Annotated in this window: 17 protein-coding genes and 1 pseudogene; 9 read left to right on the top strand and 9 right to left on the bottom strand. The window is 64.1% G+C overall.

The features are described 5' to 3' along the window. Positions 1-5 precede the first annotated feature (5 nt). Genes SO139_RS28440 through SO139_RS28420 form a run of 5 tightly spaced genes read left to right on the top strand, consistent with a single transcriptional unit; the run spans position 6 to position 5474 of the window. Positions 6-743, top strand: coding sequence for a CpaD family pilus assembly protein (locus SO139_RS28440; protein WP_449382705.1), 738 nt, complete (start codon positions 6-8; stop codon positions 741-743). Continuing rightward, positions 740-2008 carry a CpaE/TadZ family protein gene (locus SO139_RS28435; RefSeq protein WP_449382706.1) on the top strand — a complete coding sequence of 423 codons (1269 nt, stop codon included), beginning with the start codon at positions 740-742 and terminating at the stop codon, positions 2006-2008. Before SO139_RS28440 ends, SO139_RS28435 begins: the two co-directional genes overlap by 4 nt. Positions 2009-2028: 20 nt before the next feature. Next, the gene (locus SO139_RS28430; RefSeq protein WP_449382707.1) at positions 2029-3498 is read left to right on the top strand and encodes a TadA family conjugal transfer-associated ATPase; all 1470 of its coding nucleotides are present in this window, start codon (positions 2029-2031) and stop codon (positions 3496-3498) included. 13 nt (positions 3499-3511) lie between these two features. Beyond that, on the top strand, positions 3512-4489 hold the full coding sequence (locus SO139_RS28425; RefSeq protein WP_449382708.1) for a type II secretion system F family protein: 978 nt from the start codon (positions 3512-3514) through the stop codon (positions 4487-4489). A gap of 10 nt (positions 4490-4499) precedes the next feature. Further along, entirely contained in the window at positions 4500-5474 is a 975-nt protein-coding gene (locus SO139_RS28420; protein ID WP_449382709.1) for a type II secretion system F family protein, read from the top strand. Positions 5475-5603: 129 nt separating this feature from the next. On the opposite strand, the gene SO139_RS28415 is transcribed toward SO139_RS28420, so the two are convergent. Next, a complete protein-coding gene (locus tag SO139_RS28415) occupies positions 5604-6419 on the bottom strand; it encodes a tetratricopeptide repeat protein (protein WP_449382710.1) in 816 nt (271 codons plus the stop codon). 169 nt (positions 6420-6588) lie between these two features. After that, a complete protein-coding gene (locus SO139_RS28410) occupies positions 6589-6792 on the bottom strand; it encodes a hypothetical protein (protein ID WP_449382711.1) in 204 nt (67 codons plus the stop codon). 209 nt (positions 6793-7001) lie between these two features. On the opposite strand from SO139_RS28410, the gene SO139_RS28405 reads away from it, so the two are divergent. Together SO139_RS28405 and SO139_RS28400 are read left to right on the top strand one after the other, a co-directional pair. Continuing rightward, positions 7002-8378, top strand: coding sequence for a leucyl aminopeptidase family protein (locus SO139_RS28405; protein ID WP_449382712.1), 1377 nt, complete (start codon positions 7002-7004; stop codon positions 8376-8378). Further along, a complete protein-coding gene (locus SO139_RS28400; protein ID WP_449382713.1) occupies positions 8371-9216 on the top strand; it encodes a C40 family peptidase in 846 nt (281 codons plus the stop codon). The genes SO139_RS28405 and SO139_RS28400 overlap by 8 nt, the downstream gene beginning before the upstream one ends. Before the next feature lie 50 nt (positions 9217-9266). Here SO139_RS28400 and SO139_RS28395 read toward each other — a convergent pair whose 3' ends face one another. The 6 genes from SO139_RS28395 to SO139_RS28370 all read right to left on the bottom strand — a co-directional run bounded on the left by SO139_RS28395 (position 9267) and on the right by SO139_RS28370 (position 17786). Then, positions 9267-10904: an ABC transporter ATP-binding protein gene (locus tag SO139_RS28395; protein WP_449382714.1), complete on the bottom strand. Its 1638-nt coding sequence runs from the start codon at positions 10902-10904 to the stop codon at positions 9267-9269. Between the two features lie 3 nt (positions 10905-10907). Beyond that, positions 10908-12086: an ABC transporter permease gene (locus SO139_RS28390; protein WP_449382715.1), complete on the bottom strand. Its 1179-nt coding sequence runs from the start codon at positions 12084-12086 to the stop codon at positions 10908-10910. Beyond that, entirely contained in the window at positions 12086-13195 is a 1110-nt protein-coding gene (locus SO139_RS28385; RefSeq protein ID WP_283038202.1) for a microcin C ABC transporter permease YejB, read from the bottom strand. Before SO139_RS28385 ends, SO139_RS28390 begins: the two co-directional genes overlap by 1 nt. Positions 13196-13198: 3 nt before the next feature. Further along, complete coding sequence (locus tag SO139_RS28380; protein WP_449382716.1) at positions 13199-15097, bottom strand: extracellular solute-binding protein; 1899 nt, start codon at positions 15095-15097, stop codon at positions 13199-13201. Between the two features lie 14 nt (positions 15098-15111). Beyond that, a complete protein-coding gene (locus SO139_RS28375; RefSeq protein ID WP_449382717.1) occupies positions 15112-17007 on the bottom strand; it encodes an extracellular solute-binding protein in 1896 nt (631 codons plus the stop codon). 227 nt (positions 17008-17234) lie between these two features. Beyond that, complete coding sequence (locus tag SO139_RS28370) at positions 17235-17786, bottom strand: c-type cytochrome (protein ID WP_474801816.1); 552 nt, start codon at positions 17784-17786, stop codon at positions 17235-17237. Positions 17787-18006: 220 nt separating this feature from the next. Here SO139_RS28370 and SO139_RS28365 point away from each other — a divergent pair, with 220 nt between their 5' ends. Beyond that, positions 18007-18747 carry a 3-deoxy-manno-octulosonate cytidylyltransferase gene (locus SO139_RS28365; RefSeq protein ID WP_449381375.1) on the top strand — a complete coding sequence of 247 codons (741 nt, stop codon included), beginning with the start codon at positions 18007-18009 and terminating at the stop codon, positions 18745-18747. Between the two features lie 21 nt (positions 18748-18768). Further along, entirely contained in the window at positions 18769-19626 is an 858-nt protein-coding gene (locus tag SO139_RS28360) for a prephenate dehydratase (protein ID WP_449381319.1), read from the top strand. Between the two features lie 49 nt (positions 19627-19675). On the opposite strand, the pseudogene SO139_RS28355 reads toward SO139_RS28360, so the two are convergent. After that, positions 19676-19895: pseudogene (locus tag SO139_RS28355) on the bottom strand (LLM class flavin-dependent oxidoreductase); the annotation flags it as partial.

Raw genomic sequence — 19895 nt, 5'->3', positions numbered from 1 at the left:
CGAGAATGACCACCAGACCACCCCAGAATCGCAACAGTGCCCTGCGCGTCAGCGGCGCGCTCGTCGGCATCGCGATTGCGCTCGGCGCCTGCACCCATACCGACGAAGCCGTCACCGCCTCCATTCCCGAGGATTACAAGCAGCGCCACCCGATCGCGATCGAGGAGCAGAACCGCTCCATCGTCGTCTTCGTCGGTCACGCGCGCGGCGGCCTGACCGCAGCCCAGCGCGCCGACGTCATGGGCCTGGCATCGACCTGGACGCATGAAGGCACCGGCGCGATTCATATCGACGTGCCGACCGACACGCCCAATGCGCGCCCGGCTGCGGATTCGCTGCGGGAAATTCAGGCAATGCTGGCTGCCGCCGGCGTGCCGCCGCGCGGCGTCATCGTGCGCCGCTATCGCCCCGAAGACCAGCGCTTCCTGCCGCCGATCCGCCTGACCTATTCCAGGATTGCCGCGGTCGCGGGTCCCTGCGGGCTATGGCCTGAAGATGTCGGCCCCTCCATCAAGAACCCGCGATGGTTCGAGAACAAGTCTTATTACAATTTCGGCTGCAGCTATCAGCGCAATATGGCTGCAATGATCGACAATCCGTCGGATCTCGAGCAGCCGCGGCCTGAAACGCCGGCCTACACGATGCGCCGCAATGTCGCCTTCGAGAAATATCGCAAGGGTCAGACGACGTCGACCACCTATCCCGAGGCCGACAAGGCCAAACTCAGCGACACCGGCAAATGATCAGCTACGCTCGCCAGACTCAAGACGAACAGCCGCAGGGCGCGCCGCCGCCGGCAGAAGAGCATATTGCACCTGCCCCACGCGTCTCGGTCCAGGCGTTCTGCGAGACCGTGGAAACCGCCGCCGCCGTGCAATCGGCCGGCGAGGACCGCCGCCTCGGCAAGGCTCACCTGAAGATCCAGATGGGCGGCATCGCGGCTGCAGCCGAAGCCTATCGCTCCGCCCCCACACCGAACGTGATCGTCCTGGAGAGCGACGGGCGGGCTGACCTGCTCGGCGGCCTCGACCAGCTCGCGACCGTCTGCGATGCCGGCACCCGCGTCGTCGTGATCGGCCGCATCAACGACGTCATGCTCTATCGCGAGCTCGTGCGCCGCGGCGTCAGCGACTATGTGCTGGCACCGGTTGGCCCGATCGACGTCGTGCGATCGATCTGCAATCTGTTCTCTGCGCCGGAAGCCAAGGCGGTCGGCCGCATCATTGCAGTCGTCGGCGCCAAGGGCGGCGTCGGCGCCTCCACCATCAGCCACAACGTCGCCTGGGCGATCGCGCGCGACCTCGCCATGGACGCGGTGGTCGCCGATCTCGACCTCGCCTTCGGCACCGCCGGGCTCGACTACAACCAGGATCCGCCGCAGGGCATCGCGGACGCCGTGTTCTCGCCGGACCGCGTCGATACGGCCTTCGTCGACCGTCTGTTGTCGAAATGCACCGACCATCTGAGCCTGTTGGCCGCGCCGGCGACGCTCGACCGGGTCTATGATTTCGGCACCGACGCCTTTGACGCCGTGTTCGACACGCTGCGCTCGACCATGCCCTGCATCGTGCTCGACATCCCGCACCAATGGACGGGCTGGACCAAGCGCGCCCTGATCGGGGCGGACGACATCCTGATCGTGGCCGCGCCCGACCTTGCGAACCTGCGCAACACCAAGAACCTGTTCGACCTCTTGAAGGCGGCTCGGCCGAACGACCGGCCTCCGCTCTACTGCCTGAACCAGGTCGGCGTCCCCAAACGGCCCGAAATCGCCGCCACCGAGTTCGCCAAGGCGATCGAGAGCCAGCCAATCGCCTCGATCCCGTTCGAGCCACAGACTTTCGGCTCCGCGGCCAATAACGGCCAGATGATCGCGGAAATCTCGGCCAACCATAAGTCGATCGACATGTTCCTCCAGATCGCCCAGCGCCTGACCGGCCGCAGCGAGACCAAGAAGCAAAAGTCGTCGTTCCTTTCACCCCTGATTGAGAAGTTGCGCGGAAAATAGCCGCCGCATGGAGTTGTTAAGTGTTCGGTAAGCGTAGCGGAACAGACACCGACCTTCGGGCCCCCAAGCCCGGCGCCGTGTCGCCAGAGCCTGCCCAGGCCCCGGCGCCGAGTGTTTCGCGCGCGCCGCCGCCCCCGGCCATCGCCTCGCCGCCGCTGGCGCCGATCAAGGCTCCCCCGCCCCCGCCGATGGAGAGCCGCCGCTCGGACAATTACTACGAGGTCAAGGCGACGATCTTCGGCGCCCTGATCGAGGCGATCGACCTCGCCCAGCTCGCCAAGCTCGACTCCGAATCCGCGCGCGAGGAAATCCGCGACATCGTCAACGAGATCATCGCGATCAAGAACATCGTGATGTCGATCGCCGAGCAGGAGGAGCTGCTCGACGACATCTGCAACGACGTGCTCGGCTATGGCCCGCTCGAGCCGCTACTGTCGCGCGACGACATCGCCGACATCATGGTCAACGGTGCCAACACGGTGTTCATCGAAGTCGGTGGCAAGATCCAGCGCACCGGCATCCGCTTCCGCGACAACCAGCAGCTCCTCAACATCTGCCAGCGCATCGTCAGCCAGGTCGGCCGGCGCGTCGACGAATCCTCGCCGATCTGCGACGCCCGTCTCGCCGACGGCTCCCGCGTCAACGCCATCGTGCCGCCGTTGTCGATCGATGGCCCCGCGCTGACCATCCGCAAGTTCAGGAAGGACAAGCTGACGCTGGATCAGCTCGTCAAGTTCGGCGCGATCACCCCCGAAGGCGCGGAGATCCTCCAGATCATCGGCCGTTGCCGTTGCAACGTGCTGATCTCCGGCGGTACCGGTTCGGGCAAGACGACGCTGCTCAACTGCATGACCAACTACATCGAGCACGACGAGCGCGTCATCACCTGCGAGGACGCGGCCGAACTGCAGCTCCAGCAGCCTCACGTGGTGCGGCTCGAAACCCGACCGCCCAACATCGAGGGTGAAGGCCAGGTCACGATGCGCGAATTGGTGCGCAACTGCCTGCGTATGCGCCCCGAACGCATCATCGTCGGCGAGGTCCGCGGACCCGAGGCCTTCGACCTGTTGCAGGCCATGAACACCGGCCATGACGGCTCGATGGGCACGCTGCATGCCAACAATCCGCGCGAGGCGCTGTCGCGCTGCGAATCCATGATCACGATGGGCGGCTTCTCCCTGCCCTCGCGCACCATCCGCGAGATGATCTGCGCCTCCATCGACGTCATCATCCAGGCCGCCCGCCTGCGCGACGGTTCGCGCCGCATCACCCACATCACCGAGGTGATGGGCATGGAGGGCGACACCATCATCACGCAGGACATCTTCCTCTATGACCTCGTGGGTGAGGACGCCAACGGCAAGATCATCGGACGGCATCGCTCGACCGGCATCGGTCGGCCCCGCTTCTGGGAGCGCGCCCGCTACTACGGCGAGGAGAAGCGCCTTGCCGCTGCGCTCGATGCGGCGGAAGTGGCGGCGAAGACGTGAGCGGTAACGCACCATGAAGATACAGGTCCTCGCCCTCGCCTTTCTCGCCACCGCCGCCGTCGGCGGCATCGCCTGGGTTTTCCTCTATCCGCTGTTATCAGGCGAGCGAAAGGCGGAGAGCCGCCGCGCCTCCGTCGCGCGCGCCGAGCCGGTCGCGACACGGCAGGCCGAGAAAAGCCAGCGCTCGCGCCGCGAGCAGGTCGAGACCACGCTCAAGGATCTCGAACAGCGTCGTCTGAAGGAAAAGAGCGTTCCACTCAGCGTGCGGCTGTCGCAGGCCGGACTGGACTGGACGTCGCAGAAATTCTGGATCGTCTCCGCCGCGCTCGGCGGCGCGTTCTTCTTCGTCGTCATGTTCGTCGGCGGCGGACTGCTGGGGGCCGCGGGCCTTGCCTTCGCCGGCGGCTTGGGCCTACCGCGCTGGATGCTGAGCTTCCTGAAGAAGCGCCGCGAGAACAAGTTCCTGGCGGCGCTCCCGGATGCGGTCGATGTCATCGTCCGCGGCATCAAGGCCGGCCTGCCGCTGTTCGAATCGATCAAGGTCGTCGCTGCCGATTCGCCGGAGCCGCTGCGCAGCGAGTTCTTGGCGATCATCGAGACCCAGGCCATCGGCATGCCGCTGGGTGAGGCCTGCGCGCGTCTCTATGAGCGCATGCCGCTGCCGGAAGCGAACTTCTTCGGCATCGTCGTCTCGATCCAGCAGAAGTCCGGCGGCAACCTCTCCGAGGCCCTCGGCAACCTCTCGAAGGTGCTGCGTGACCGCAAGAAGATGAAGGAAAAGATCCAGGCGATGTCGATGGAGGCCAAGGCCTCCGCCGGCATCATCGGCTCGCTGCCGCCGATCGTGATGTTCCTGGTCTATCTCACGACCCCGCAATACATCTCGCTGCTGTGGACCCACCCCACCGGCCAGCTCATGCTGGTCGGCTGCGTCGTCTGGATGTCGATGGGCATCCTGGTGATGAAGAAAATGATCAACTTCGACTTCTGACGGTGCGCGTATGGTCGATCTCCTCGTCACGAAACTGCACGACGTTCATTTCATGACGATGCTGCTGGCGGCAATCGCCGCCAGCGCCACCGTCTACACGCTGGTGATGCCGCTGTTCGCCGGCGAAGGCCTTGCCAAGCGCATGAAGGCGGTGGCAAGCGAGCGCGAGCGCATCCGGCAGCGCGAGCGCGACCGGCTCGCCAAGACCGAGAAGGTTTCGCTGCGTCAGACGCCGAAGCAACTCGTCTCCAGGGTGGTCGACGACTTCAACCTCACCAAATGGCTGGCGCAGGAAGCCGCGCGCGATAAGCTCGTGATGGCAGGCTATCGTGGCCAGGCGCCCTACATCACTTTCCTGTTCGCCCGCATGGTGACACCGCTCGTGCTGTTCGTCGGCTCCATGCTCTACGTGTTCCTGATCGCGCATATGCAGCAGTCGCTGCCGATCAAGGTCGGTATCTGCGTCGGCGCCGCCTATCTTGGTCTCCAGGCGCCGATGCTGTTCCTGCGCAACGCGATCTCCAAACGCCAGCTCTCGATCAAGCGCGCCTTTCCCGACGCGCTCGACCTGCTGCTGATCTGCATCGAGTCCGGCATGTCGGTCGAGATGGCATTCCGCAAAGTCGCGACCGAGATCGTCGGCCAGTCGATCGCGCTGTCGGAGGAATTCACGCTGACCACGGCCGAGCTGTCCTACTTGCAGGACCGCAAAGTAGCCTATGAGAACCTGGCGCGGCGCACCGGCCTCGAAGGCGTCAAATCGGTCTGTCTCGCGCTTCAGCAGGCGGAGCGCTACGGTACCCCGCTCGGACATTCCTTGCGCGTGATGGCACAGGAAAACCGCGACATGCGCATGAACGAGGCCGAGAAGAAGGCCGCCGCGCTGCCGCCAAAGCTGACCGTGCCGATGATCCTGTTCTTCCTGCCGGTGCTGTTCGTCGTCATTCTCGGACCGACCGGCATCAAGGTCTCCGAGCTGCATTGATCGCTCGCGCCGTCCAACACGCGTTGAGTGAGATCAAACGCAAGCAGTTGCCGAGGTTCACCTCTCCCCAGCGAGGAGGGGTGAACTGCACCTCCGACTCGCGCCGGAAACTCGTCCTGTTCTAGCCGGCTATTCCGATTGGCTGAGGGAAGCGACCGGCATGCGCTTTGCCGCGTTGTGCGGCGCGTCGTTGCGGTTCAGCATTTCCTTGAGGTAGGCGACGTTGGCCGCGGCTTCGTCCGGCGGCAGGTCGGCCTTGACGATGCTCTCGGCCTCCGCGAAGCGTCCCTGCAGGCCGACCACCAGCGCAAGATTCTGCCGTACCCGCGCGCTGGCGCGTGGCGAGGCATAGGCCTGCCGGAGCGTCTCTTCCGCCCGCGGCAACTCCTTCGTGAGCATGTAGGAAAGGCCGAGATTGGACAGGACGCCTGGATCGCCGGGCGTGATCTTCAGTGCGCTGACATAGTAGCGGCGCGCTTCCTCGTGCTTGCCCATCTGGTCGAGGCAGGTGCCCTGCACGGAGAGCAGGCGCCAGTCCGGGTTGTCGGGCGAGTGCGCCTTCGACAGCACGTCGAAGGCCTGCTGAAAATTGCCGTTGTCGGCGAGCGCGTGGCCATAGAGCGCCAGAAGCGGCTTATTGCCGGGATGGGCGATGGTTGCCTGCTCCAGCACGGCGGCGGCCTGCGCCCGCTGGCCGTTGGCGCGCAGCGCCTGGCCAAAGGCAAGCGCGGCGTCGGGATCCTTCGGATTGGCGCGGTAGCGCTCGCCATAGACGTCGGCGGCGCGGACAGGATCTGCGGGCACTGCGGTTTCCGTGCGCGGCGACACCGAGCCCGTGATGTCGGAAATCTTAGACATCGCCGTACAGCCGCCGAGGCCCGCAGCGATGACCGCCACCAGCGAGCTGGATGCAAGAAGCCGGGCAACACTGAACCGCTGACGCATGACGCTTTGACTCTCGAGCCGATTGATCGAGCCGAACACGCCAGCAATAGACTGTTAACCCTAACGGCCGGTTAACACGGGCCTGCCGCCCCCAGGGCGGAGCGCCGCACGGCCGGCGGGCATGCCACCGAGAGCGAGGTCGACCCTCAACGGTCTTGCGCGGAGCGGCTCAGTACTCCATGGCGAGGCGCTTCCTCACTTCATCGATGCGCTTGTCGAGCGCGTCGAAACGCGCATGGACTGCGCGGTCATGGAGATAGAAAATGTAGCCGCCGGCGAGGAATGCGAAGATCCAGTGATGGTGTTCGACATAGGCGAAGACCGCCTCGACGGCCTGGCCGAAAAACGCGACCACGCTCCACAGAAATTCCATTGCATTCCCTCCCGGCACGGCTTGTCTTGGACTTGCCCTTGATCCGCGGCACCGACGCCACAGACGAGTTTTGGTGGAACCTAGCATGGTGACGGCGAGGCGAGTAGCAGCTCGCGGGCGCGCCGAGGGCGGCAAAGCCGATTGCGGGTGCCGCGAAACTCTGCGAAGTCTCTTGTCATCATCTGAACCAGCTTGGGCCGGACCCGCCAATGCCTTCCGTATTCGAGACGTCGTCTGCCGCCATTCCCATCACCTTCGTTACCAAATCGAGCTGGGACCGGGTCGCCGAGACGCTGGTGCCGCCGCAACGGCAGTTCGCCGCGGCCAACGGCTTTGCCGGAAAGCCGGGCGCCTATCTCGCGTTGCCGGCGCCGGATGGCGCAGTCGCAGGGGTCTTGTTCGGCCTCGAGGACGAGGCCGCAAGATCACGCGACCTGTTCCGGCCAGGCAGCCTGCCGGGGCTGCTGCCTGCCGGCACCTATCGCTTCGCCAATGCGCCGCACGATACGCGCCTCGCCACCCTCGCCTTTGCACTCGGCAGCTATCGCTTTGCCCGCTACCGCAAAGCGGATGCGCCCGAGGTCAGGCTGGTGCCGCCCGATGGGGTCGACGCCGCCGAAATTACTGGGATCGCCGATGCGGCGTGTCTGGCACGCGATCTCGTCAACACGCCTGCCAACGACATGGGGCCTGTCGAGCTCGCTGCGGCGGCGCAGGCGCTCGCCGCCGAATTCGGCGCGAGCTTTGGCTGCATCGTCGGCGACGAATTGAGGGCGCAGAATTTTCCGCTCATCCATGCAGTCGGCATGGCTTCGACCCGCGCGCCGCGTCTGATCGACATCACCTGGGGCGACCCTGCGCATCCAAAGGTCACTCTGGTCGGCAAGGGCGTCTGCTTCGACACCGGCGGGCTCGATATCAAGCCGTCGAGCGGAATGCTCATCATGAAGAAGGACATGGGCGGTGCGGCCAACGTGCTGGCGCTCGCGCGCATGGTGATGGGTGCCAAGCTCAAGGTGCGGCTGCGCGTGCTGATCCCCGCCGTGGAGAACGCGGTCGCCGGCAATGCCTTCCGGCCGCTCGACATCTTCCCCTCGCGCAAGGGGATCACGGTCGAGATCGGGAACACCGACGCGGAAGGCCGGCTGGTGCTGGCCGACGCGCTGGCGCTGGCGGACGAGGAGAAGCCCGATCTGCTGATCGATCTGGGCACGCTGACCGGTGCGGCACGCGTTGCGCTGGGCCCGGATTTACCGCCCTTTTACACCAATGATGAGACGCTTGCCGCCGACGTCGCGCGCTGCGCCGTCAAGGAGAACGATCCGTTGTGGCGCATGCCGCTATGGCCGGCTTACGATTCCTGGCTGGACTCCAAGACGGCCAACATCACCAACGCGCCATCCGGAGCCTTCGCCGGCTCGATCACCTGCGCGCTGTTCCTGCAGCGTTTCGTCGAGCAGGCGAAGAGCTGGCTGCATGTCGACATCTACGCCTGGACGCCATCGGCAAAACCCGCGCGACCCGAGGGCGGCGAATGCCAGGCCGCGCGCGCTCTCTTCGCACTTTTGAGCGAACGCTATGCATGACCCTCGGGTGACGCCGGCACGCGGCGACATCGCCGCGAAATATCTCGAAGCCAAGGTGCAGGCCGAGCGCTTCGTCACCGGCGAAGAATTCGAGGTGGTCGAGGCAATCGCGCCGCTGCGCGAGCAGCCGTCGTCGAGCGCGATGCTGATGACCGAGGCGCTGCGCGGCGAGCGCGTCACGATCTACGATCGCAACGGCGAAGGCTGGGCCTGGGGCCAGCTCGTAAGTGACGGTTATGTCGGCTGGGTTCCCGATGCGACGCTCGCCAAGCCCGCGGCTGCGCCGACAAACAAGGTCAGTGCGCTCCGGACCTTTGCCTTTCCGGGCCCGTCGATCAAGCTGCCGCCATCCGACACGCTCGTGATGGGGTCAAAAGTCGCGGTAACGCGCGAGGACGGCTCCTTCGCAATCACCCGCGAGGGACACTATCTCCCGAAGACGCACCTCGTCGCTCTCGACCACCGCGAGCCGGATTTGGTCGCCGTCGCCGAGCGCTTCGTCGGCACGCCCTACCTCTGGGGCGGGAAGAGCTCATTCGGCATCGATTGCTCGGGGCTGGTCCAGGTTTCACTCACTGCCGCCGGCATCGGCTGCCCGCGCGACAGCGACATGCAATTGGCGGGTCTCGGACGAACCCTGGAGCCGCATGAGAGGACCAAGCTGCAACGCGGCGACCTGATTTTCTGGAAGGGCCATGTCGCGATCGTGCGCGATGGCAGCACCATGGTCCACGCCAACGCGCATCACATGGCGACGGTGATCGAGGCGATCCAACCGGCAATTGCGCGGATCAAGCAGGCCGGCAGCGAGGTCATTGCGATCAAGCGGCTGGGTTGATCTCGCGAAAGTGACTCGGACCACCTCGCCCATGGGGAGAGGTGAGGAGCCTACGTCGCCACCGCCCCGTTGCCGGCCGTCTCCAGCCGGAACGCGGCCGCGAACAGGGCGCGCGTGTAGTCTGTCTTCGGGTTCTTGAACAGCTCCGCCGCCTGCCCTTCCTCGACCACCTTGCCGCCGCGCATCACGATCAGGTGGCTGGCGAGCGAGGCCACGACGCGCAGATCGTGCGAAATGAACATGTAGGTGAGATCGCGCTTGCGCTGCAATTCGCGCAGAAGGTCGACCATCTGCGCCTGGAACAGCATGTCGAGCGCGCTGGTCGGCTCATCCAGCACGACGAAATCCGGCTCGAGCACGATCGCGCGCGCGATGCTGATGCGCTGGCGCTGGCCGCCGGAGAATTCATGCGGATAGCGGAAGCGCGTTTCCGGATTGAGACCGACATCCTCCAGCGCCTTGATGACGCGTGCCTCGCGGTCCTCGCGCGAAAGCTTCGGCTGATGCACCGAAAGCCCCTCACCGACGATATCGGCGACCGACATGCGCGGGCTGAGCGAGCCGAACGGATCCTGGAACACGACCTGCATGTCGCGGCGGAACGGGCGCATCTCCTTGAAGCGCAGACCCTGGATATCTTTCCCCAGGAAGACGATGCGGCCGTTCGACGAGATCAGCCGTAAGAGCGCAAGCCCGAGCGTGGTCTTGCCGGAGCCGGACTCGCCGACGACGCCGAGCGTCTCGCCCTTGCGCACGGCGACGCTGACGCCGTCGACCGCTTTGATGTGTCCGACCGTCTTGCGCAGGAAACCGCGCTTGATCGGAAACCAGACCTTCAGCGCGTCGGCCGACATCACGACCGGCGCGTTCGGCTGCGGCGGCGCCGGATCCGGCTTCGGCTCGGCCGCGAGCAGGTCACGCGTATAGGGATGCTTGGGGCTGGTGAAGACCTGCTCGACCGGCCCCTGCTCGACGATCTTGCCGCCGTTCATCACGCAGACGGTGTCGGCGATACGGCGCACGATACCGAGATCATGGGTGATGAAGAGCAGGCTCATGCCGAGGCGCGATCGGATCTCGGCTAGCAGCGCCAAAATCTGCGCCTGCACCGTGACGTCGAGCGCCGTCGTCGGCTCGTCCGCAATCAACAGGTCGGGCTCATTGGCGAGCGCCATCGCGATCATCACGCGCTGGCGCTGACCGCCGGAGAGCTGATGCGGATAGCTCGCGAGCCGCGTCTCGGGATCGGGGATGCCGACCTGGGCGAGGAGTTCCAGCGTCCGCTTGCGCGCCAGCGCATTGCTGGTCGGATTGTGGAGCTGGATGATCTCGCCGATCTGCGCCTCGATCGTGTGCAGCGGATTGAGCGAGGTCATCGGCTCCTGGAAGATGATGGAGATGTCGCTGCCGCGGATTCCGCGCATCTCCTGCTCCGAGAGGTTCAGGATCTCACGCCCCTTGAAGCGGATGCTTCCCGAGGGATGCGAGGCGTTGGGATAGGGCAGAAGCTTCATGACCGAGAGCGCGCTGACCGACTTGCCGGAGCCGGATTCGCCGACCAGCGCCACGCATTCGCCGCGCTTGATCTGGAACGACACCTTGTCGACGGCGAGCGTCGTGCCTGCGCCCTGGTGGAAGGCCACCGAGAGGTCGCGCACGCTCAGAAGGGGCTGGTTGATCGCGTCCATCGCTTACCTGAACGTCTTGCGCGGATCGAAGGCGTCGCGGACCGCTTCGCCGGTGAAGATCAGGAGCGACAGCATGATCGCGACGGCGAAGAAGCCGGAGAAACCAAGCCACGGCGCCTGCACGTTGGCCTTGGCCTGCGCCAACATCTCGCCGAGCGACGGCGAGCCGGGCGGCAGGCCAAAGCCCAGGAAGTCCAGCGCCGTGAGCGTCATCACCGATGAGGAGACGATGAACGGCAAGAACGTCATCGTCGCCACCATGGCGTTCGGCAGGAGGTGGCGGAACATGATCACGGCGTTGGAGACACCGAGCGCCCGTGCAGCCTGGATGTATTCGAAATTGCGCCCGCGCAAGAACTCCGCGCGCACGAGGCCGACCAGCGCCACCCAGTGGAACAGCACCATGATGCCGAGCAGGATGAAGAAGCCCGGCGGGAGCACCGCCGATATGATGAGCAGCAGATAGAGATAGGGAATCGCATTCCATATCTCGATGAAGCGCTGGAACAACAGATCGATCCAGCCACCGAAATAGCCCTGCACGCCGCCGGCGATGATGCCGATGACCGACGAGACGATGGTCAGGATGAGGCCGAACAGCACCGAGATGCGGAAGCCATAGATCAGACGCGCAACCACGTCGCGGCCCTGATCGTCGGTCCCGAGCCAGTTGTATTCGAGATCGCGGCAGCTCTTCAGTCCCTTCTTCTCCACCACCGGCTTGCATTGCGCCTCCGTCAGCATCCAGGTTGGCGGCGACGGCGCGGGTGTCGGCAGGTCGAGATTGTGGGTGTCGTAGGAATAGCGGATGAGCGGCCAGACGATCAGGCCGCCCTTGTCCTTGATCAGCTTCTGCAAATAGGGATCGCGATAGTCGGCCGCGGTCTCGAAATCGCCGCCGAAGGTGGTCTCCGAATAGGTAACGAAAGCGGGCCAGTAGAGACGGCCGTCGAACTTGATCATGAACGGACGATCGTTGGCGATCAGTTCGGCGAACAGCGACACCACGAACAGGACCATGAAGATCCAGAACGACCAGTAGCCGCGCCTGTTCGCCTTGAAGTTCTGCCAGCGCCGGCGGTTGAGCGGCGACGGGGCGAACGCCTTGCCCGTAGGGGGTACTGCCTCGCCCAGCGGCGCCTGGGTCTTGGTCTCGATCGGTGTGGGCGCGATGACCGACATCAGACCTCCCGCGCCTCGAAATCGATCCGGGGATCGATCCACATATAGGTCAGGTCGGAGATCAGATTGACCACGAGCCCCATCAGCGAAAAGATGTAGAGCGTGCCGAACACGACGGGATAATCGCGGTTGAGAACGCTCTCGAAACCCAGCAGCCCGAGCCCGTCCAGCGAGAAGATGGTCTCGATCAAAAGCGAGCCCGAGAAGAAGGCGCTGATGAAGGCGCCAGGGAAACCCGCGATCACGATCAGCATGGCGTTGCGGAAGATGTGGCCGTAGAGCACCTGTCGCTCGCTACAGCCCTTGGCCCGCGCGGTCATGACATATTGCTTGCGGATTTCGTCCAGGAACGAATTCTTGGTGAGAAACGTCATGGTCGCAAATGCACCGAGCGCCATCGAGATCAGGGGCAAGGTCAGGTGCCAGAAATAGTCGAGGATCTTCCAGTACCAGGGGAATTGCGACCAGCCGTCCGATGTCAGCCCGCGCAGCGGGAACCAGTTGAAGAACGAGCCGCCGGCGAACAGGATGATCAGGAGGATCGCAAACAGGAAGCCGGGGATCGCGTAGCCGAGCACGATCACCGCCGACGTCCAGGTGTCGAAACGCGCGCCGTCCTTGACCGCCTTGCGGATGCCGAGCGGTATGGAGATCAGGTACGTCATCAGCGTCAGCCAGATGCCGAGCGAGATCGAGACCGGCAGCTTCTCCTTGATGAGCTGAATGACGCTGACGGTGCGAAAGTAGCTGGTGCCGAAATCGAACCGCGCGAAATTCCAGACCATCATCAGGAAGCGCTCGGGCGCTGGCTTGTCGAAGCCGAATTGCTGCTCCAGCTTCTTGATGAACTCGGGATCGAGCCCCTGCGCGCCGCGGTATTTCGAGTTGACCGCGTCGGCGCCGGCGCCGACCTGTCCCGGCGCACGCTGCGCGAAATCGCCGCCGCCCGAGATGCGCGAGGTGCCGCCGGTGTCGGCGCCGGAGAGCTGCGCGATCACGCGCTCCACCGGGCCGCCCGGTGCGAATTGCACCACCACGAAGGAAATGAAGAGGATCCCGAGCAGCGTCGGGATCATCAGGAGGATACGGCGGGCGATATAGGCGCTCATGAGCTACTTCGCCTGATCGAGCCTGGCGGCTTTGGCGGCATCATACCACCACAGAGTCCGCTCGCCGACGTCGCTGGAATAGTCACTCAGCTGGTACCGCGGCAACTCCTTCGGGTGATCGAACATGTCCCAATAGGCCAGTCGGTGGCTGGTGTTGTTCCATTGCGGCACCCAATAGCGCCCGGCACGAAAGACGCGATCGATAGCACGGCAGGCGACCGTCAGTTCATCGCGCGTATTGGCCGCCATCGCTTTCTCCACCAGCGCATCGATCGCAGGATTGGCGACGCCGGCCAGGTTATGGGATCCCTTCGTGGCTGCGGCCTGCGAGGTGAAATAGGTCCGCAGGCTGTCACCGGGGGTCGGCGTCATGCTGATGCGCTCGATCGCGACGTCGAAATCGAACCCTTCGACCCGCGCGCGATGCTGGACGGCATCGACGACGCGCAGACTGGCCTCAATCCCAAGCGTGTTCAGGTTCTTGATGAAGGAGGCGTGATGCGGCTGGAACGACGGCTCGTCGATCAGGAACTCGACGGTGAAGACGTCGCCATTCGGCAGCAGACGCTTGCCATCCTTGACCGGAAGCTTTGCCTCCTGGAGCAACTGCTGCGCCTTGCGCAACAGCGTGCGGTCCTGGCCCGAGCCGTCCGTCACCGGCGGCACGTAGGGCTCGCCAAACACCTCATCGGGGACCTGGCCGCGATAGGGCTCGAGCAGCCTCAACTCCTCCGGCGAGGGCATGCCTTGCGCAACGAGGTCAGAGTTCTGGAACGGCGAGATTGTGCGGGCATAGGCGCCATACATGATGGTCTTGTTGGTCCACTCGAAGTCGAACGCGCAGTTCATGGCGTCGCGAATCCTGGCGTCCTTGAACTTGTCGCGGCGGGTGTTGATGAACCAGCCCTGGCCGCCTGACGGCGTTCGGTCCGGCACCGATTCTCGCTTGACGCGGCCGTCCTTGATGGCCGGAAAATCGTAGCGCGTCGCCCAGATGCGCGAGGTGAATTCCTCGCGATAGAAGTAGTTCTTGCCGGTGAAGCCCTCGAACGCGACGTCGCGATCGCGGTAGTACTCGTAGCGCACGACGTCGAAATTGTTGCTGCCGCGACAGACCGGCAGGTCGGCAGCCCACCAGTCCTTCACCCGCTCGAACTCGATGTAGCGATTGATTTCGAACTTCCCGACCTTGTAGGGGCCCGAGCCGAGCGGGACATCCGTCGTCGATTCCTCGAACGGCCTCGTCGCGTAATAAGCCTTCGAGAAGATCGGCAGGCCTGCCGCATAGAGCGGCACGTCGCGCGCGCGCTTCTCGGCGAAATTCACCACTACGATGGAGTCATCGAGCGCCTCGGCGCCCTTGACGTCGCGCATCTGCAACTGGACCAACGGATGGCCCTTCTCCTTCAGCGTGTTGATGGAGAAGGCGACATCATGCGCGGTCAGCCTCCCACCGTCGTGAAACCTCGCCTCGGGCCGAATCGTGAAACGGTAGGCGAGCTTGTCCGGGGAGATCTGCACCGATTTGGCGGCATAGCCGTACATCGCATCGGGCTCATCACCCGCATGCGCCATCAGCGAGATGAAAGTCAGATCCATGCCCTGCGCGCCCTCGCCTTTGAGGATGAAGGCGTTGAGCGAGCTGAATGTGAAGAAGGATTGATTGTAGGCGCGCACCGACGGGATCAGCGAGAACGTGCCGCCCTTCGGCGCATCGACATTGACGTAGTCGAAATGGTGGAAGTCGGCCGGATATTTGAGATCGCCGAACGCCGAGATTCCGTGCATCTCGGCCGGCATCTCCGACCCCTGCGCGCCGCGCAGCCAAGCCGGGCTCAGCGATGCGCTCAAGGCGCCGCCGGCGCCCATGGCCAGCACGTGCCGTCGTGAAAGCTGCGCCATGCGCGAAAGCTTCCTCAAGAGCGTTTTCCGATTCGGGCGGCCTTCTCGGCGTCATACCACCACAGCGTCGGCAGGCCTGACCTGCCATATTTCGGCAGCGGCTCGGCATGGCTGAAGCGGTCCCACCGGGCGTAGCGCGAGAACGAATAGGTAAACTGGGGCACAACGTAGAAATTCCACAGCAGCACGCGATCGAGCGCGCGCGTTGCGGCAACGAGCCCAGGGCGGTCCTTGGCGAAGATCACTTTCTCGATCAATGCATCCACGGCCGGATTCTTGATCCCGATGGTGTTGCGCGCGCCGGGCACGTCGGCCGTCTGCGATCCCCAATACTCGCGCTGCTCGTTGCCCGGCGAGAGCGACTGGCCCCACTGATCGATGATCATGTCGAAGTCGAAGCTCCGCAGCCGGTTCTGATACTGGGCGTCGTCGACCGTGCGGACCGACGTATTGACGCCAATCCGCTCCAGCGACGGCTTGTAGAACAGTGCGATACGCTCGGACGAGGGATCCTGGACCAGGATTTCAACCGTCAGAACCTTGCCAGAGGCGTCGACCAGCTTGTGATCGCGTACCTCGAAGCCCGCCTCCTTCAGGAGCTTTGCCGCTTCACGCAAGTTGGCGCGCACCGCTTCCGGATTGCCGCCGACCGGATTCTGGTACGGCGTGGTGAAGACTTCCGGCGGCACCTTGTCCTTCACGGTCTCGAGGATCTGCAATTCCTCACCCTGAGGCAGGCCGGTTGCGGCAAGCTCCGTGCCCTCGAAGTAGCTGTTGATCCGCTTGTACTGACCGAAGAACAGCTGCTTGTTCATCTCCTCGAAGTCGAAGGCGTAATTGAAAGCCCGCCGCACCCGCGGGTCCCTAAACTGGTCGCGCCTGCTGTTGACCACGAAGGCCTGCATCCGACCGGAATCGTTGATCGGGAATTCTTCCTTGACCACCCGCTTCTCGGTGACTGCCGGAAAATCGTAGGCGGTCGCCCATTGCTTGGCGGAATTCTCTGCGATCCAGTCGGCCTGATCGGCCTTGAAGGCTTCGAGCGCCACGATGTTGTCGCGGAAGAACTCGAAGCGCAACTCGTCGAAATTGTTCTGCCCGACCTGGCTCGGCAAGTTCGCGCCCCAATGGTCCTTGACCCGTTCGAGCTTGATCGAGCGTCCCGCCACGAATTCCTTGATCCGGTATGGACCTGAGCCGAGCGGAATCTCGAGTGTAGTCGCACCGATGTCGCGCTTGCGCCCTTGCGCATCGGTGCCTTCCCACCAGTGCTTTGGCAGCACCGTGAGCTCGCCGACGATGGTGGGCAGTTCCCTGTTGCCAGGACCGTCAAAGGTAAACTTGATGTCGCGCTCGCCGACCTTCTCGGCTTTCACCACATGGCGGTAGTACGACCCGTACATCGGGCTTTGCTTCTTCAGCGTCTCCAGCGAGAAGATCACGTCCTCAGGCGTGACCGGCTTGCCGTCGTGCCAGCGGGCTTCCTTGCGGAGGCGATAGATCACCCAGGAGAAATCGTCCGGATGCTGGGCGGCTTCGGCAAGCTCACCGTACTGCGTCGCCACTTCGTCCTGCGCGCGAGTCATCAGGGTTTCGTGGATCAGCCCGGCAGCCGGTGCGATCACGCCTTTGATGCCGGCAACCGCAATGTTGAAATTGTCGAAGGTGCCGATCGAGATCATGCGCGCGATGCCGCCCTTCGGCGCGTCCGGATTGACGTAGTCGAAGCGCTTGAAATCGGCGGGGTACTTGATGTCGCCAAACAGGGACAGACCATGGCGCCAGGGAAGTTCACCGGCCGATTGCGCCTGCGCGGCGCCAATGATCGGAATGCCGACGGCGGAACCGAGGGCGGGGAGCGCAGCAGTCGCAGCGCCGGCTAGCAGAAGATCGCGTCGGGTAATGGCCAAATGAACGTCCCTGTCTTGAAGGAGGTTACCCCTTTAAGGCCCCAATATACGGCAAGGTTTCGACCGATTGTGTTGCTTTTTCCTCATCTTGGAAGGCCGCGGGGACGGTTCGCTGCGACGAAACGCCCCGATAACAACGCTGCGAGGCGTCAAGCGACAGATAAGGAAAAAGGAAACGGCCAGGCTTTTCGAGCCTGGCCGCGGGTCAGCATAATCTTTTGGCGATCTTACTTCGCCGCAGTCGGCAGCGGCTTCGGGCTATCGGCCAGGCTATTCAGATACGCGATGACGTCGGCGCGCTCCGAATCCTTCGGAATACCGGCGAAGCCCATCGCCGTCCCGGGAATGAAGCCCTTCGGGTTGGTGATGAACTTGTTGAGATCGTCGATGGTCCACTCGCCGCCCTTACCCTTCATCGCGGCGGAGTAGTTGAAGCCAGCTTCGGTGGCACGGGCGCGGCCAACGACGCCGTAGAGGTTCGGACCAACGCGATTCGGGCCGCCCTTCTCGAAGGTGTGGCAGGCGCCGCACTTCTTGGCGGCAGAAGCGCCCTTTTCCACGGAGGCGGTCTGGAGCAGTTTTTCGATCGGCTCCGACGACGCCGCCGCCGCGCCGCCCTCGGCGCCATGGCCAGCCTCTTCCTTCACGGCGATCTCGAAGCCGGGCTTCTCCGGCGGTTTCGCAGCGAACAAGGCCTGGGCGGTGAAGCTTGTCACCAGGAGAATGAGGCAGGTGCCGAGGATGGCACCGAGGATCTTGTTGAGTTCGAAAGAGTCCATTTCCGGCCAGGCCCCACACCGCAAGAAGGATAAAGCGGCCCCAAGCGGCCGCCAGGACGTGCCTCGGGAGAATCAAATGTTCCTTATCGTTCCCCCGAGTTTTGCCATTGAGATATCGGTTTGCCCGTGGTCTGGCAACCCGTATAAACGGCCCCGCTTTCCTCCCATCCCCACCCGATTTCCCGGTGCGGAAAACGACCGTTTCCAGGCCCTTGATCCGATGACCGATCCCCGCATTCTAGTGCTGATCCCGGCTCGCATGGCGGCCACCCGCCTGCCCGGCAAGCCGCTCAAGGACATCGCCGGGCTGCCGATGATCGTGCATGTGATGCGCCGGGCGGAAGCCGCCGCGATCGGCCGGGTTGCAGTCGCTACCGACACGCAGGAGATCGCGGATGTCGTCACCGCGCATGGCGGCGTCGCCGTAATGACCCGCCCCGAGCATCCGTCGGGGTCGGACCGCATCCACGAGGCCATGCAGAAGCTCGATCCGGACGGCAAGGCCGAGATCGTGGTCAATCTCCAGGGCGATTTCCCGACGATCTCGACTGCCAACATCCGCGACGTGCTGCCCCCGCTCGCCGACCCTTCCGTCGACATCGCGACGCTGGCCTCGCAAATCCATACCGAGGAGGAGGACCTCGCCCCCAGCGTTGTGAAAGCTGTGGGAACCTCGCTCGGGGGTAAGCGGATGCGCGCGCTGTACTTTACCCGCGCCACCGCCCCTACCGGAGACGGACCGCGTTACCACCATATCGGCCTCTACGCCTACCGCCGCGCCGCGCTGGAGCGGTTCGTATCGCTGCCGCCCTCGCCGCTGGAATTGCAGGAGAAGCTGGAGCAGCTCCGGGCGCTGGAGGCTGGCATGCGTATCGACTTCACCATCGTCGACACCGTGCCCCGCGGCGTCGACACCGCGGCAGACTTAGAGACCGCCCGCAGCATCCTTTCCAAATCCTGAGCCGCTGTTACAAGGCCCGACATGAGCAAGATGAAAATCGCATTCCAGGGCGAGCCTGGGGCCAATTCCCACATCGCCATCGACGAGGCCTATCCCGACGCCGAGCCGATGCCGTGCGCGACCTTCGAGGACGCGCTGTCAGCGATCTCGTCCGGCGAGGCCGATCTCGGCATGATCCCGATCGAGAATTCGGTCGCGGGACGCGTCGCCGATATCCACCATCTGCTGCCGGCCTCAGGCCTCTTCATCATCGGCGAGTGGTTCCTGCCGATCCGGCATCAATTGATGGCGGTGAAGGGCACCAGGCTCGAAGACATCAAGAGCGTGGAGAGCCATGTGCATGCGCTCGGCCAGTGCCGGCGCATCATCCGCAAGCTCGGCGTCAAACCGATCGTGGCCGCCGACACCGCCGGTAGCGCGCGCGATATTTCCGAACGCAAGGACAAGAGCGTCGCCGCAATTGCCTCGCGGCTTGCCGCAAAGATCTACGGCCTCGACATTCTGGCCGAGGACATCGAGGACGAGGCCCATAACACCACGCGCTTCGTCGTGCTCGCCCGCGAGGCGAAATGGGCCGAGCAGGATTCGGGCCCGCTGGTCACCTCTTTTGTATTCCGGGTGCGCAACCTGCCCGCTGCGCTCTACAAGGCGCTGGGCGGCTTTGCCACCAACGGCGTCAACATGACCAAGCTCGAAAGCTACATGGTCGACGGCAATTTTTTCGCGACGCAGTTTTACGCCGATGTCGACGGCCATCCCAACGACAAGGGGCTCGCCTTCGCGCTCGAGGAGCTGAAATTCTTCTCCCGGGAATTCCGCATCGTCGGCGTGTATCCGGGCCATCCGTTCCGCGCGACGTTCAGCGAGAAGCTGGATTAGCTTCCCGTGTCCCGGACGCGCGAGCCGGGATCCAGGGGCACGATAGCTTCTACGCCGCCTCTTTCTTCACCAGCCCGAATGCATCGGCCAGCAGCGAATACGACTTCTTCCGCGCCTCATGGTCATAGACCGCCGTGATCACCATCAATTCGTCCGGCTTGCTCGCGTCGAGCAGCGGCTTCAGCTTCTGCTGCACGGTCGCTGGGCTACCGGCGAACAGGCGCGAACGGTTGCGGGCGATCGAGGCGCGCTCAGCGTCCGTGTAGGGG

Source organism: Bradyrhizobium sp. UFLA05-89, assembly GCF_059803475.1.
The sequence above is the reverse complement of the archived record's forward strand: the minus strand, read 5'-3'. Positions and strand labels throughout refer to the sequence as shown.